The 14,887-nt window shown below is 66.6% G+C and carries 15 protein-coding genes; 14 read left to right on the top strand and 1 reads right to left on the bottom strand.

Annotation, left to right across the window (positions count from 1 at the left end):
- The first annotated feature begins 123 nt into the window (after positions 1–123).
- The 8 genes from cysQ to OC159_RS15330 all read left to right on the top strand — a co-directional run bounded on the left by cysQ (position 124) and on the right by OC159_RS15330 (position 8,990).
- Positions 124–921 (top strand): 3'(2'),5'-bisphosphate nucleotidase CysQ, encoded by a 798-nt coding sequence (cysQ, locus tag OC159_RS15365; RefSeq protein WP_265502053.1) that lies wholly within the window; start codon positions 124–126, stop codon positions 919–921.
- Complete coding sequence (locus OC159_RS15360) at positions 921–1,721, top strand: 3-deoxy-manno-octulosonate cytidylyltransferase (RefSeq protein WP_265502052.1); 801 nt, start codon at positions 921–923, stop codon at positions 1,719–1,721. The genes cysQ and OC159_RS15360 overlap by 1 nt, the downstream gene beginning before the upstream one ends.
- Before the next feature lie 174 nt (positions 1,722–1,895).
- The gene (locus OC159_RS15355) at positions 1,896–2,792 is read left to right on the top strand and encodes a UTP--glucose-1-phosphate uridylyltransferase (RefSeq protein WP_265502051.1); all 897 of its coding nucleotides are present in this window, start codon (positions 1,896–1,898) and stop codon (positions 2,790–2,792) included.
- Positions 2,793–2,795: 3 nt separating this feature from the next.
- Positions 2,796–3,782, top strand: coding sequence for a UDP-glucose 4-epimerase GalE (galE, locus tag OC159_RS15350; protein WP_265502050.1), 987 nt, complete (start codon positions 2,796–2,798; stop codon positions 3,780–3,782).
- Positions 3,779–4,813 (top strand): glycosyltransferase family 2 protein, encoded by a 1,035-nt coding sequence (locus OC159_RS15345; RefSeq protein ID WP_265502049.1) that lies wholly within the window; start codon positions 3,779–3,781, stop codon positions 4,811–4,813. The genes galE and OC159_RS15345 overlap by 4 nt, the downstream gene beginning before the upstream one ends.
- Before the next feature lie 84 nt (positions 4,814–4,897).
- Positions 4,898–5,926, top strand: coding sequence for a glycosyltransferase family 2 protein (locus OC159_RS15340; RefSeq protein ID WP_265502048.1), 1,029 nt, complete (start codon positions 4,898–4,900; stop codon positions 5,924–5,926).
- Positions 5,923–7,608: a DUF5927 domain-containing protein gene (locus OC159_RS15335; protein WP_265502047.1), complete on the top strand. Its 1,686-nt coding sequence runs from the start codon at positions 5,923–5,925 to the stop codon at positions 7,606–7,608. Before OC159_RS15340 ends, OC159_RS15335 begins: the two co-directional genes overlap by 4 nt.
- A complete protein-coding gene (locus OC159_RS15330) occupies positions 7,605–8,990 on the top strand; it encodes a hypothetical protein (RefSeq protein WP_265502046.1) in 1,386 nt (461 codons plus the stop codon). The genes OC159_RS15335 and OC159_RS15330 overlap by 4 nt, the downstream gene beginning before the upstream one ends.
- A gap of 34 nt (positions 8,991–9,024) precedes the next feature.
- On the opposite strand, the gene OC159_RS15325 is transcribed toward OC159_RS15330, so the two are convergent.
- On the bottom strand, positions 9,025–10,413 hold the full coding sequence (locus tag OC159_RS15325; RefSeq protein WP_265502045.1) for a phosphohexomutase domain-containing protein: 1,389 nt from the start codon (positions 10,411–10,413) through the stop codon (positions 9,025–9,027).
- Positions 10,414–10,546: 133 nt separating this feature from the next.
- Here OC159_RS15325 and OC159_RS15320 point away from each other — a divergent pair, with 133 nt between their 5' ends.
- The 6 genes from OC159_RS15320 (at position 10,547) to OC159_RS15295 (ending at position 14,756) form a co-directional block, all read left to right on the top strand.
- Positions 10,547–10,948 carry a ketosteroid isomerase-related protein gene (locus OC159_RS15320; RefSeq protein ID WP_265502044.1) on the top strand — a complete coding sequence of 134 codons (402 nt, stop codon included), beginning with the start codon at positions 10,547–10,549 and terminating at the stop codon, positions 10,946–10,948.
- The gene (locus tag OC159_RS15315; RefSeq protein ID WP_265502043.1) at positions 10,945–11,529 is read left to right on the top strand and encodes a GNAT family N-acetyltransferase; all 585 of its coding nucleotides are present in this window, start codon (positions 10,945–10,947) and stop codon (positions 11,527–11,529) included. Before OC159_RS15320 ends, OC159_RS15315 begins: the two co-directional genes overlap by 4 nt.
- On the top strand, positions 11,526–12,374 hold the full coding sequence (locus OC159_RS15310; protein ID WP_265502042.1) for a carbon-nitrogen hydrolase family protein: 849 nt from the start codon (positions 11,526–11,528) through the stop codon (positions 12,372–12,374). Before OC159_RS15315 ends, OC159_RS15310 begins: the two co-directional genes overlap by 4 nt.
- Before the next feature lie 78 nt (positions 12,375–12,452).
- On the top strand, positions 12,453–12,875 hold the full coding sequence (gene arfB, locus OC159_RS15305; protein WP_265502041.1) for an alternative ribosome rescue aminoacyl-tRNA hydrolase ArfB: 423 nt from the start codon (positions 12,453–12,455) through the stop codon (positions 12,873–12,875).
- Between the two features lie 23 nt (positions 12,876–12,898).
- Complete coding sequence (locus OC159_RS15300; RefSeq protein WP_265502040.1) at positions 12,899–13,327, top strand: NUDIX hydrolase; 429 nt, start codon at positions 12,899–12,901, stop codon at positions 13,325–13,327.
- Positions 13,314–14,756: an inorganic phosphate transporter gene (locus tag OC159_RS15295; protein ID WP_265502039.1), complete on the top strand. Its 1,443-nt coding sequence runs from the start codon at positions 13,314–13,316 to the stop codon at positions 14,754–14,756. The genes OC159_RS15300 and OC159_RS15295 overlap by 14 nt, the downstream gene beginning before the upstream one ends.
- Positions 14,757–14,887: the final 131 nt, after the last annotated feature.

The following is a 14,887-nucleotide window of genomic DNA, read 5'->3' as shown; positions in this document are numbered from 1 at the left end:
CGCAGGCTTTGGCCAGCGATCAGCCCGGCGCTTGCCGATGGACCTTGCGGCGATCATAAGGAGGCAAGCACCCCCGTTCAATCCGCCAGCGGGCCGCGTCCGGTGGCAGGGAAAGGAAAGTGAATGCAATTCGACCGTTTGACCATCGAGATGCGGCGGCTGGCCCTGCAGGCGGGCGAGCGGATCATGGAGATCTACGGGACCGATGACTTCGCGACCCGCAGCAAGGCCGACGATTCGCCCGTCACCGCCGCCGACGAGGCCGCCGATGCCCTGATCTCGGCCGGGCTGCGCGAGGCGTTCCCCGACATCGCGCTGGTGACCGAGGAGCAGGCCGAGACGCACGGACAGACCCTGCGCACCTTCCTGATCGTCGATCCGCTGGACGGCACCAAGGAATTCGTGCAGCGACGCGGCGATTTCACCGTGAACATCGCCTATGTCGAAGACGGCGTGCCGGTGCGCGGTGTCGTCTATGCGCCCGCGAAGAAGCGGCTTTTCTACACCACCGCCGACGGCCGATCCGTCGAGGAGAAGGCGCCGTTCGGCGACAGCCCCGGCGAGGTCAGCCCGATCGGCGTGAACGCGATGCCCGACAACCGCGCGCTGATGGTCGTGGCATCGAAGTCGCACCGCGACGCCGCCACCGACGCCTATATCGACCGCTATGGCGTGCGCGACATGACTAGCGCCGGCAGCTCGCTCAAGTTCTGCCTTGTCGCGACCGGAGAGGCGGATCTCTATCCGCGTCTGGGGCGCACGATGGAATGGGACACGGCGGCGGGCGACGCCGTCCTGCGCGGCGCCGGTGGAGAGGTCGTGCGCTTCGACGACCACAGCCCGCTGGCCTACGGCAAGCCCGGCTTCGAGAACCCGTTCTTCATCGCCTACGCGCCCGGCGTGTTGCTGGTGAAGGACTGATGTCTGTCGTCATCGTCATTCCGGCCCGCTTCGCCTCGACGCGCTATCCGGGCAAGCCGCTGGTCGAATTGCGCGGCGCGGGAGGAGAGGCGCGGAGCCTCATCCGCCGCAGCTGGGACGCCGCAATGTCGGTCCGGGATATCGACCGGGTGATCGTCGCCACCGACGACGCCGCGATCCGCGACCATGCCGAAGGTTTCGGCGCCGAGGTCGCGATGACCAGCCCCGATTGCCGCAATGGCACCGAGCGCTGCGCCGAGGCGGTGGCGACTCTGGCGACCGCGCCCGAGATCGTCGTGAACCTGCAGGGGGATGCGCCGCTGACCCCCGCCTGGTTCGTCGAGGACCTTGTCGCGGGCCTTCGGGCCGATCCGCAGGCAGAGGTGGCCACGCCCGTGCTGCGCTGCTCGGGTCGGATGCGCGATGACCTGATCGCCGACCGCCGTGCCGGGCGGGTCGGCGGAACGACGGCGGTCTTCGGCCGCGACGGGCGGGCGCTTTATTTCTCGAAGGAGGTGATCCCATTCGTGCCGGGGGAGGTGGCGCCGGATGCGCCGAGCCCCGTCTTCCACCATGTCGGAGTCTATGCCTATCGTCCCGCCGCGCTGGCCGAATATTCGTCCTGGCCGGAAGGCGTCCTGGAAAAGCTGGAAGGGCTGGAGCAGCTGCGTTTCCTTGAACACGGCCGCCACATGCTCTGCGTTGAGGTCGAGGCGAGGGGCCGGCAGTTCTGGGAACTTAACAACCCCGAAGATGTTCCGCGTCTTGAGCGGATGATGACAGAGATGAAGCTTCGCTGACATCTTCTGCGGCAGGAGGGGAATGTCGTGGAATATTTGCATAATATGATGAAGTGTTCGCTTGGCGGTAATCTGCCAAGAAGGTAACCTGTCCATTGTAGTTCGTGCTGTTGCATGTAGGCATCGGCGGCAATCGGGGCGGAAGATCCGCCAGAAGCATCAGAGGTATTCGTCATGGGTCGCAAGGTCACAAAAGCCATCTTTCCGGTCGCCGGCCTCGGGACGCGGTTCTTGCCTGCCACCAAAAGCATCCCGAAGGAAATCCTGTCGCTGGTCGACAAGCCGCTGATCCAGTACGCCATCGACGAGGCCCGCGCCGCGGGCATCAAGGAATTCATCTTCGTGACCTCGCGCGGCAAAGGCGCGCTCGAGGACTATTTCGATCACGCGCACGAGTTGGAATCGAACCTGAAGAAGGCCGGCAAGGACAAGCTGCTGGACATCCTGCGCCAGACCAACATGGACTCGGGCGCCATCGCCTACATTCGCCAGCACAAGGCCCTGGGTCTGGGCCACGCCGTCTGGTGTGCCCGCCGCCTGCTGTCGGATGACGAGCCCTTCGCGGTCGTGCTGACCGACGACGTCATCCAGGGCGAGCCTCCCTGCCTGCAGCAGATGATCGAGGCTTATGGCGAGACCGGCGGCAGCATGGTCGCCACGATGGAAGTGCCCTCGGACAAGGTTTCGGCCTATGGCGTCCTGGACGTGGCCGAGGACATGGGCGCCATCGTGCGCGCCAAGGGCATGGTCGAAAAGCCGAAGGCCGGCACGCAGCCGTCGAACCTCGCGGTGATTGGTCGCTACATCCTTGCGCCGACGGTCATGAGGAACCTCAACAAGCTCAAGCAGGGTGCCGGCGGAGAGATCCAGTTGACCGACGCCATCGCCGAAGAGATCGAGGAGGGGCGCGACGTCTTTGGCCTGCGCTTCCGCGGCCAGCGTTTCGATTGCGGTTCGAAAGCGGGCTTCCTGCAGGCCACCGTCGCCTTCGGGTTGGAGCGTGACGAGCTGAAGGACGAGTTCTCGGAATACCTGCACCAGGTCATGGCGATGCGGAAGGCTGCCGAATAATTCATGGCTGACAAGGTATTGGTCACGGGCGGCGCGGGCTATATCGGCTCGCACGCCTGTAAGGCGCTGGCGCGGGCGGGATACCTGCCGGTGACGCTGGACAACTTCTCGACCGGCTGGCGCGACGCCGTCAAGTTCGGGCCCGTGGTCGACGCCGACCTGTTGGACCGCGCGGCCCTGGATGCCGCCTTTGCCGAGCACGAGCCGGTGGCGGTGCTGCACTTCGCGGCCCTGTCGCAGGTCGGCGAGGCGATGGCCGAGCCGGGGAGATACTGGCGCAACAATGTCTTGGGCTCCCTGAACCTGATCGAGGCCGCGGTGGCGGCGGGCTGCAAGGACTTCGTCTTCAGCTCGACCTGCGCGACCTATGGCGACCGTGACGGCGAGGTGCTGGACGAGGACACCTTGCAGGCGCCCCTGAACGCCTATGGCGCCAGCAAGCGCGCGATCGAGGATATGCTGGTCGACTTCCGGGCCTCGCACGGTTTGCGCCACGTGATCTTCCGGTATTTCAACGTCGCGGGTGCCGATCCCGACGGTGAGGTGGGCGAGTTCCACCGACCAGAGACGCACCTGATCCCGCTGATCCTGGACGCTGTGGATGGCAAGCGCGACGCGCTGACGATCCACGGCACCGATTATCCGACGCCGGACGGGACCTGCATCCGCGACTATGTCCACGTGATGGACCTTGTCGATGCGCATGTGAAGGGTCTCAAATGGCTGCGGGCCGACAAGGGCAGCCGGGTCTTCTGTTTGGGGACCGGCGACGGGTTTTCGGTCCGAGAGGTCGTCGACGCGACCCGGCACGTCACCAACCGGCAGGTGCCGATGGTCGATGGTCCGCGCCGCGGTGGCGATGCCGTCAAGCTGGTCTGCGGCAGCCAGCGCGCCAAGGACGAACTGGGATGGAGCGCCGACCGCTCCAACATGAAGCAGATGATCGCCGATGCGTGGCGGTGGCATCAAAGCGGTGACTATCGCCAGTGACGCCCGGTGCGGCGTGGCAAGCCTTTCGGCTGCGCTGGCAACGCCGGCGGCTGATCTGGCGCGCCGCCCGCGCCGGCCTGCGCCTGTGGCCCGTCGCCGACCGGACCGCCGCGATCCGCAAGGACGACGTCCTGGCGGTCATGGTGCTGCGAAACGAGATCGAGCATCTGCCCGGTTTTCTGGACCACTACCGCCGCCTGGGGGTGGCGCATGTCCTGGCGGTGGATAACGGTAGCACCGACGGCTCTGACACCTTGCTGGCAGATCAGCCTGACGTGTCTCTCTGGCAGTGTGGTGACAGCTATCGCGCATCCCGGTTCGGGCTGGATTGGGCGGGCGCGCTTCTGTTGCGCTACGGGCGCGGCCACTGGTGTCTGACCGTCGATGCCGACGAGCTGCTGGTCTATCCGTTCCACGACACCCGCCCGCTGCCGGAGCTTGTCGCGCATCTGGACCGGATCGGGCAGCCGGGCCTGGGCGCCCTGATGCTGGATCTCTATCCCTCGGGGCCGCTTGGGACGGCCGACGCGGACGGCGGCGCGTCGCTGGCCGAACGGTTGCCCTGGTTCGATGCCGGTCCCTACCGGGCGCAGCGGCAGATGCCGCGAAACAACCTATGGGTGCAAGGCGGCGTGCGGGACCGGGTGTTCTTCGCCGGCGCCCCGCGCCGCGCGCCGACGCTGAACAAGCTGCCGCTGATGAAATGGCACCGGCGGCAGGTCTATCTGAACTCGACGCATTCCATCCTGCCGCCGCGGCTGAACCGGATCTATGACGGTCCTGGGGATGCGCGGCTGTCGGGGGTCTTGCTGCACGGGAAGTTTCTGCCCGGCATCGTCGACAAGTCGCACGAGGAGCTGCGCCGCCGCCAGCATTTCGCCGATCCGTCGGCCTATGCCGCCTATCACCGGGCGGTCGCGGCGGGGCCGTTGCTGCGCGATGACCGTTCCGCCAGGTACGAAGGCTGGCGACAACTGGTCGCCTTGGGCCTGATGGGCACAGGTGGCTGGCGGGACAAGGACACGCGCTGATTGCACTTGCCAACGCGGTTCGCCCGGCACATTGGTTGGTATCATGACGTCCCTTGTCCGGAACCTTCTCTGCGGGTGGCCTGCATGAAGCACCGCCTGCGGAGCATCATCCCCGACCGGCTGCGCCGCCGGACCCAGAGGCAGTACCTGATCGGGCGCGCCTTCAACCGCCGCCGCGCCCTGCGTTCGACCGTGGACAGGACGGCGCAGATCCGCAAGGGCGACATCCTGGCCTTCGTCACCCTGCGAAACGAGCGGGTGCGCCTGCCGCATTTCCTGGACCATTACCGCAAGATGGGGGTCGATCACTTCCTGGTCGTGAACAACGACAGCGACGACGGCAGCGGCAATTATCTGGCGCAGCAGTCCGACGTATCGCTGTGGTGGACCGGCGCCAGCTACAAGCGGTCGCGCTTCGGCATGGACTGGATGAACCGGCTGCTGATGAGATACGGCTGCGGTCACTGGTGCCTGACCGTCGACGCGGACGAATTCCTGATCTATCCCCATTGCGACACCCGGCCGCTGCCTGCGCTGACCGACTGGCTGGACACCTCGGGTCGCCGCAGCTTTCCGGCGATGCTGCTGGACATGTACCCGCGCGGCAACATCGAGGACCAGCCGTATTCCGAGGGCGTCGACCCGTTCTTGATCGCGCGCTGGTTCGATCCAGCGAATTACACGATCCGCAAGAACCCCTTCTTTGGCAACCTGTGGATCCAGGGCGGCCCACGGACGCGCACCTTCTTTGCCGCCGACCCGCTGTCGGGGCCGGCGCTGAACAAGATCCCCCTGGTCAAGTGGGACCGGCGCTATGCCTATGTCAGTTCCACCCACATGCTGCTGCCGCGCCACCTGAACCTCGTCTATGACGAGAACGGCGGCGAGCGGGTGTCGGGCTGCCTGCTGCATGCCAAGTTCCTGTCGACCTTCGCCGACAAGTCGGCCGAAGAGCTGGACCGCCGGCAGCACTATGCCAACAGCAAGGAATATCAGGCCTATCACGCCGGTCTGCGGCGGGGCACGAACCTCTGGTGCAGCGAATCGAGGGAATACCAGGACTGGCGCCAGCTCGAGGATCTGGGGCTGATCTCTCGGGGGCACTGGGCATGACCGGGCAGGTGCGGCTGGGGGTGGTGCTGCTTTGCCATGCGCAGCTGGACATGGCCGCGCGAATGGCACGGGTGTGGGCAAAGGGCGGTGCGCGCGTCGCCATCCATGTCGATGCCAAGGTTTCTGGGCCCGCCACCGAACGAATGAAGGCAGCCCTGGCCGACCTGCCCGCCATCGTCTGGTCGCCGCGCCACGGCTGCGACTGGGGCCGGTTCAGCCTCGTGCGCGCCACGCAGGACGCAGCGGAGGCGCTTCTGGACAGCTTTCCCGACGTGACGCATGTCTATTTGGCATCGGGCGCCTGCCTGCCCCTGCGGCCAGTCCGCGACCTGGTCGCCTATCTGGCGCAGGACCCTGACCGCGATCACATCGAAAGCGTCAGCGCCCATGACGTCGGCTGGACCGTCGGAGGGCTCAACGAAGAGCGGTTCTCGCTCTATTTTCCGCTGGACTGGCGCAAGCGCCGGTGGCTGTTCGACCGGCTGGTCGACTGGCAGCGCAAGCTGCGGGTGCATCGCCGCCTGCCTAGGGGACTGACGCCGCACCTGGGGTCGCAATGGTGGTGCATGACCGCCACCACCCTGCGCGCCATCCTTCAGGACCCCCGGCGGGCCGAGTTCGACCGATTCTTCCGCTACACCTGGATCCCCGACGAAAGCTATTTCCAGACGCTGGTCCGGCGCCACGCGATCCGCATCGAGAGCCATTCGCTGACGCTGGCCACGTTCGATCATGGCGGGCGGCCCTACCAGCTTTATGACGACCATGCGCTGATGCTCGAAGAATCGCGCTGCTTCGTGGCTCGCAAGGTGTGGCACAAGGCCGGACACCTCCTGGACCACTTTCCAAGGCCGCCCCACGCGCAGCCCGACCTGAGCCCGCCGCAACCCCAGAGGATCGAGCGGCTGATCAACCGCACGGTGCGGCGGCGCCTGCTGGGGCGGCCGGGACTCTACATGCAGAGCCGCTTTCCGCGAAAGGATGCCGAAAACGGCAAGACTTCGGCGCCCTACGCGGTCTTCCAGGGCTTCTCGGACGTCTTTCCCGATTTTGAACGCTGGCTGGCCGACATCGTCCATGCCGATGTCCACGGCCACCTTCTGGGACCCGAGATGGTCGAATTCGCGGGCCGTCCCATGGTCGGACGCGGCGCCATCTCGACCAGCACGCTGGTGCGCGACCACGATCCTCGGGGGTTCCTGACCGCGCTGATCCGGATCGCGCCGCGGATGCAGGTGTTCCAGTTCAGTCCGCGTGACAATCAGGCGCTGAACTGGTTCATCGCGACCGATCCGAACGCGCATATCCACGTCATCGCCGGGGCCTGGATGCTTCCGCTGCTGGAGTGCGACATGCCGTTCGACGACATCCGCCGGGTCACGGCGCTTCTGCAGCGGGCAGAGCTTCAGCACCTGGAGGTGCTGAACTCGGTCTGGGTCAAGGCGCGGGTGCAGGTGCACGAGCTGACCGATTTCCTGGCCCGGCCGCAGGGGCTTCTGCTACAGGCGCTGCAGCATCTGCCGGTCGCGGGGCCGCATGATACCCTGCCGCGGATGCGCAACCTGGACGGGCTGACCGACCTTCTGCGCCGGCTGCGCAATTCCGGTCTGCGCCCGCGCCTGTCCGAGGATGGGTTGCCGCTTCCCGAAATCACCCTTTCCGAAAGGACCGCCGCCGAATGATCGAACCGTTCCGCAGCTTCGTCATCTTCGCCGAGATGCGCACGGGGTCGAACCTGCTCGAGGCGACGCTGAACGCCCAGAAAGGGATCACCTGCTTTGGCGAGGCGTTCAATCCCTACATGATGGGCTGGCCCGACAAGGACGAATTGCAGGGCATCACGCGTACGGAACGCGAGGCCGACCCGATGCGGTTGCTGAGACGGCTGTTCGACAAGCCGGGCCACCTGCCGGGGTTCCGGTATTTCCATGACCACGACCCGCGCGTCGTCGACGCGATCCTGAACGACCGCAGCTGCGCCAAGATCGTGCTGACCCGCAACCCGCTGGACAGCTATGTCTCGACCTGCCTTGCGCGTCAGACGAACCAGTGGAAGCTGAACGAGACGGAAACGCCCATTCCCGCGTCCATCACCTATGACGGCCCCGAGTTCCGTGACATGCTGGCCGCGGTCGAGCGATTTCAGCTGCGGGTGATGCACCGGCTTCAGGTTACCGGGCAGTCGGCCTTCTGGCTGGGTTACGAAGACCTGCGCAACGCCGACGTGATGACCGGGCTGGTCCACTGGCTGGGCCGCACCGACATCGCGCGGATCGAACCCGCGACCGATCAGGTGCCCCAGAACCCCCGAGAGCTGGCGCAGAAGGTCGCGAACTTCGACCAGATGCAGCAGGACCTGCACCGGATCGACCCGTTCATGCTGCGCCGCATCCCGAATTTCGAACCGCGTCGCGGACCGGCGGTGCCCAGCTTCCGTGCGGTCGATGCGGGGAACGGGCTCCTCTGCATGCCGGTGCCGGGCGGGCCTGACCTGAAGGACTGGATGGCGGGGCTGGGCGACACCCAGGGCGACTTCACGCAGACCACCCTGCGGCAGTGGAAACGCCAGCATCCCGGCCATCGCAGTTTCGCCGTGCTGCGCCACCCGCTTCATCGCGCCTGGACCGCCTTCCGCCACCTGCTGGAGCGTGCGAAGCCCGAACTGCGCCAACTGCTGCGGGACGTGCACCGTGTGGACCTGCCCGACGATCCGGCGCTGGCGGACCTGCCGCAGTCGCGGCAGGTCGAGCTTTTCGCCCAGTTCCTGGCCTTCCTGCGCCGCAACCTGAACGGCCAGACGACCCTGCCGACGCTTGCGGCATGGGCCAGCCAGTCCGAGGTGATCGCCGGGTTCTCGCGCTTCTCGACGCCTGACATGCTGATCCGCGAGGATCGTCTGGCCGAAGACATGCCCATTCTGGCCGGCGCTGCCGGGATCGTCGGGGCAGGCGCCCCAAGGGCGCAGGCGATGCCGAATTTCCTGCTGGAAAAGTCGCTGATCGACGCCGCCCGGGCGGCCTATCTGCGCGACTACGTGGCCTTCGGCTTTACCGATCCGTCCTGAGGAGGGCCGCGCCCGAAGGCGCGGCCACGGGGCGTCAGCCCTTCAAAATCGCGGCCAGTTCGGCCTTCTTCTCGGCCACCAGAGCCGCGTCGCCGTCCGATTCGACATTCAGGCGCACGACAGGCTCGGTGTTCGACTTGCGCAGGTTGAAGCGCCACTTGCCGAAGTTCAGCGACACGCCGTCAAGATCGTCGCGGCTTTCGGCCTTGTCCTCGTAGGTCTCGATCAGCCGGGCAATGGCCGCGTCGGGATCGTCGATCGTATAGTTCGTCTCGCCCGAGGAAGGATAGAGCCGCATCCGCTCCTCCAGCAGCTCTGCCAGGGTCTGGCCCTTGCGGGACAGCAGTTCGATCATCAACAGCCACGGGATCATCCCGCTGTCGCAGTAATAGAAGTCGCGGAAGTAATGGTGCGCCGACATCTCGCCACCATAGATCGCGCCCACATCGCGCATCTTGCGCTTGATGAAGGCGTGGCCGGTCTTGCTGACCACGGCTTCGCCGCCGGCTTCCTCGATCATGGCGCGGGTGTTCATGATGACGCGGGGGTCATGCACGATCTTCTCGCCCGGCGATTTCTCCAGGAAGGCCGCGCCCAGAAGGCCGACGATGTATTCGCCGGGGATGAAGCGTCCGTTCTCGTCGAAGAAGAAGCAGCGGTCGAAATCGCCGTCCCAGGCCACGCCCAGATCGGCCTTCTCCTCGATCATCTTGGCGACGGTGGGGGGCTGGTTTTCGTCCAGCAGCGGGTTCGGGATGCCGTTCGGAAAGCTGCTGTCCACGTTGTGGTGCATGCGCACAAAGGTCAGCGGCGCACCGCGACGTTCCAGTTCGGCGGCGATGGCGTCGAAGGTCGGGCCGGCGGTGCCGTTGCCCGCGTTCACCACGATCTTCATCGGGCGGAGCGCGGCCACGTCCACGAAATCGGCCATTCGCGATGCGTATTCGGCGCGGGCATGGCTGAAGTCGGTGACGCTGCCCTTGGTCGCGGGCGCGAAGTCGCCGCCCGTCGCCAGTTCGACGATGGGGGGCAGTTCGGTCGCCGGGTCCAGCGGCGCCGAGCCGCGTCCCACGATCTTCATGCCGTTGTAAGTGATCGGGTTGTGCGACGCCGTGACCTCGATCCCGCCATCGGTGTCCTGGTTGCCGGTGTGGAAATAGACCTCCTCGGTGCCCGCCAGACCCAGGTCCAGCACATCGGCGCCGCCATCGGTCAGCCCCTCGATCAGCGCCGCCGCCAGTTCCGGGCTGCTTTCGCGGCTGTCGCGGCCCACCACCACGCGCTTCGCATCGCGGGCCTGGGCGAAGGCGCGGCCGATGCGGTAGGCGACATCGGGGTCCAGGTTCTTGCCCAGTTCGCCCCGCACGTCATACGCCTTGAAGCAGGTGATCTCGCGCCTGCCCAGCTGATCCTGTCCGGTCATTCGGTCCTCCCCGATGCTGATGTGCCCAAGCGCTAACAGGTTCGGCCCCGGATTCAAGCGCCTGCAACCTTGGGCGCAGGTGACTGGCCGCGGGAATCGCGCTAATCAGCGACCAAACGCCAAGGAGACATAGATGAACACCAAGGCCTTGATCGCCGCCTATTACGACGCCTTCAATGCCGGCGACACCGCCCGGATGCTGGAGTTCCTGCACCCCGAGGTCGAGCATCACGTGAACGAGGGCAAGGTCCGCAAGGGCCGCGACCTGTTCGCCCAGTTCAATACCCACATGACCGAAAACTACAGGGAAGAACTGACGGACATGGTGATCTTCACCAACGAAGCCGGCAACCGCGCCGCCGCCGAATTCGTGGTCAACGGCACATACCTGAAGACGGACGAGGGCCTGCCCGAGGCGCGGGGACAAAGATACATCCTGCCGGCCGGCGCGTTCTTCACCATCCGCGACGGCCTGATCGCCCGCGTCACGACCTATTACAATCTTGCGGACTGGACCGCGCAGGTCAACGCATGAGCGTCACGACCCGCGTCCTGACCGGTGACGACCTGGCGGCGGCGCTGGACGATGTGGCCCGCCTGCGCATCGCCGTCTTCAGGGCCTGGCCCTATCTCTACGACGGCGACCAGGCTTATGAGCGCGACTATCTTCGCGCCTATCAGTCGCCGGGGGCCGTCGTGGTCGTGGCCGAGGATGCGGGCCGGATCGTCGGCGCCTCGACCGGGGCACCGATGGCGGACCATGCGGCCGATTTCGGCGCCGCCTTCGCCGACCGGCCCGAACCCCTGTCCGAGATCTTCTATTGCGCCGAATCGGTGCTGCTGCCCGACTATCGCGGGCACGGTCTGGGGCACGCCTTCTTCGACGCCCGCGAAGCGCATGCCCGCAGCCTGGGTGCCCGCTACACCGCGTTCTGCAGCGTCATCCGACCGGCCGACCATCCGGCGCGGCCTGCTGATTACCGCCCGCTGGACGGGTTCTGGCGCAAGCGCGGATACGCGCCGCTTCCGGGCGTCGTCGCGCATTATTCCTGGCGCGACCTCGGCGCGGCCGAGGAAACCGACAAGCCCCTGCAGTTCTGGATGAGGTCGCTGTGAAGATCGCCTCTGCCGCCTATCCGATCGACTGGTTCGAAGACTTCGACGCCTATCGCGCCAAGCTGACCCGCTGGGTGGAAACGGCCGAAGCCGACCTGCTGGTCTTTCCCGAATATGCAGCGATGGAGTTGGCCTCGCTTGGCGGTGGCGACATCGCGGGCGACCTCGAGGCAAGCCTGCACGAAGTCGCCCGCCACGCCCCGGCGGTCGAGGCGCTGCACCTGGACCTGGCGGCGCGGCACGACTGCCATATCCTGGCGGCCTCGGCGCCGGTTTTCACCGGGCCGCGGCCGGTGAACCGCGCGGTGCTCTACGGGCCCCACGGCCGCATCGGCCACCAGGACAAGCAGATCATGACCCGGTTCGAGCGCGAGGACTGGGACGTTGTCGGCAAGCCGGGACTGAGGGTCTTCGACACGGTGCTTGGCCGCATCGGCATCCTGATCTGCTATGACAGCGAATTCCCGCTGCTGGGCCGTGCCCTGGTCGAGGCCGGGGCCGAGCTGCTGCTGGTTCCCAGCTGCACCGATACGGTCGCGGGGTTTCACCGCGTCCGCATCGGCGCGATGGCGCGGGCGCTGGAAAGCCAGTGCGTCGTCGTGCAGGCGCCGACCGTAGGCGACTGCGCCTGGATGCCGGCGCTGGACGAGAACCGGGGCCGCGCCTCGATCTATGGGCCCCCTGACGGGTTCTGGCCCGAAACCGGCATCATCGCCGAGGGCGAGATGAACCAGCCGGGCTGGGTTCGTGCCCAGATCGACCTGAACCGTGTCCGCGACAGCCGCCGCGATGGCGCAGTGCTGCCATTTGCGCATTGGCCGGAACAGATGCGGTGCCTCTCCTGACGTCAGCCTGTCGTAGTTAAGCCAAAATTAACCGATTTCCGCTTTAATCGGTCACACCTTGCGCCCTATCTTGCGGGAATGCTGCATGTGACCGACGCGATCATCATTCAGGAATGGGAGCTGTCCGAACAGTTCACCCGGTCCCAGGGGCCGGGCGGGCAGAACGTCAACAAGGTCGAAACCGCGGTCGAGCTGCGCTTCGAGGCGGCGCGGTCTCCCAACCTGCCCGATCCGGTCAAGCGGCGCCTGCAGAGGTTGGCCGGACGACGCTGGACGCAGGACGGCGCCATCGTGATGCTGGTGCAGGACACGCGAAGCCAGGCTCGCAACCGGGAACTGGCGCGTGAACGATTGGTGGAACTCATTCGGCGCGCAATGGTTGCACCCAAGAGGAGGATCGCGACACGGCCCACGCTCGGCAGCCAGAAACGGCGGCTGAAGGCAAAGGCGGTGCGCGGTGAAGTAAAGACGCTTCGGGGCAGGGTGGACGACAGCGAATGAAGACGTGGCGCAGGTCATTGCAGATGATGCTGGGGCGCCGGCCGACGGCGATGCAGGTTGGCGCGATCTGCCGCAAGACCGCGACTGGACAGGTCCTTCTGGTCACCAGCCGCGACACTGGCCGGTGGGTGATCCCGAAGGGCTGGCCGATGAAGGGGCGCAGCCTGGCCGGGGCCGCCGCGCAGGAGGCCTGGGAAGAGGCCGGCATTCGCGGCAACGTCGAGGCGCAGGAGCTTGGCCGGTTCGACTATGAAAAGGGTCAGGACGCAGGTTTCTCGGTCCCGGTCGAGGTGCGGGTCTTCGCCCTCGATGTCGAGGACGAGGCCGACGAATTTCCCGAACGCAGTCAGCGCAAGCGACAATGGTTCGATCCGGCCGACGCCGCCACGCTGGTGGTCGAGCCGGGGCTCAAGCGGATCCTGATCGGCCTGCGCGACCATGCCGCGCACTGAAGGCCCGGGGTTCGACACGCTCCACAAGGACCTCGACCGCCTCAGCCATACCGAAATCGCGCAGATGCACGCCTTTCGTCCTGTTTGGCGGCTGGGGTTGTCGGTGCTGGGTCTTGTAGGCGCCCTGATGCTGGTGCTGGCCTTGTCGGGGGCGGCGCCGGGGCTTGTGGCGGTCGGATCAGGACTGGTCGTGGCGGCTTGGCTCGGAATGGCGATTGGCGCGAACGACGTCGCGAACTCGTTGGGGCCCGCGGTGGGCGCCGGGGCGATCCGCATTCTTCCGGGGCTTGTCCTGGTGGCCGTTGCTGGTATTGCGGGGGCGGTGCTGGCCGGTGATGCGGTCACGGCGCGCCTCGCCGGCGGCATCGTGAAACTGGTGCCGCTGGTCGACGGGACGCAGGCATCAATGGCGATGCTGGCGGCCCTGGTCGGCGCGGCGTCGTGGATCACGCTGGCGACGGGTGTCGGGCTTCCTGTCAGCACATCCCATTCCATCGTCGGCGGCATCACCGGGGCGGGGGCCGTGACGCTGGGGATCGGCGGCGTGGCCTGGGGCACGGTGGCGATGATTGCATCCGTCTGGGTGGTGACACCGGTGCTGGCGGGCGCCATTGCGGCCGGGCTGCTGGTCCTGCTGCGCACGCAGGTGGTGGATGCCGCAGACCGAGGGGCGGCGGCGCTGCGCTGGCTTCCGGCAATGGTGGCGCTGATGTGCGGCCTCTTTGCCGCTTATGTGACATTGCTGGTCGTGCAGTCGCCGCTCCAGCTTTGGGTCGAGCTTTCGGCGGCGGCCGCCGCGTCGGTGGTCGGGTTACTGGTCACCCGGCGGCGCGTCCTGCGGGAACTGGCCGAGCATCCGCGCAAGCCCAGCATCAAGCGTCTTCTGCGCCCGGCCCTGCTGGCCGGAGTCGTCATCCTTGGCTTTGCCCACGGAGCGAATGATGTCGGAAACATCGCCGGCCCGCTATCCGTGATCCTGCAGGAGCGCGGCGGCGGAGCCGTTGGACCGGTGCCGACACTGGTCCTCCTTGGCGGCGGGCTGTCCATTGCCGCCGGTACGCTGTTCTTCGGACGCCGGCTGGTGAACATGGTCGGCAGCGGCATCACCAAGCTGAACGCCGGGCGCGCCTTCTGCGTGTCGCTGGCAACGGCAGTGACGGTGCTGGGGGCGTCGCACCTGGGGCTTCCGGTTTCGACCACGCATGTGGCGGTGGGCGGCGTCTTCGGGGTGGGCTTCGCCCGCGAATGGCTGGACCGTCGCCGCAATCGCCCGCCAGCCGACATGCCCGTCGAGGAAACGCAGCGGCGCATCCTCGTGCGCCGCAGCCACGTCATGACGATCACGCTGGCCTGGCTGGTGACGCTTCCGACCACGGCGACGCTTGGCGCAGTGACTTGCGCGCTGATCTTCTGGTTGACAGGGATCTAGGACCTGACAGGCCGCTGAAACAGTCGGCTCTCGAGGCGGTTTGCAGAACATGATCCGTTGCCTGGAAGAGGACGGCGGGGGTCATCATGCGCGGAGCGGACGGATAGAGCCGGTCGCTGTTCAGCTATCGA

This window comes from Paracoccus beibuensis, from assembly GCF_026162625.1.
Taxonomy (GTDB): domain Bacteria; phylum Pseudomonadota; class Alphaproteobacteria; order Rhodobacterales; family Rhodobacteraceae; genus Paracoccus; species Paracoccus beibuensis.
Note: the sequence above shows the minus strand (reverse complement) of the source record. Positions and strands in the feature narration are given on the sequence as shown.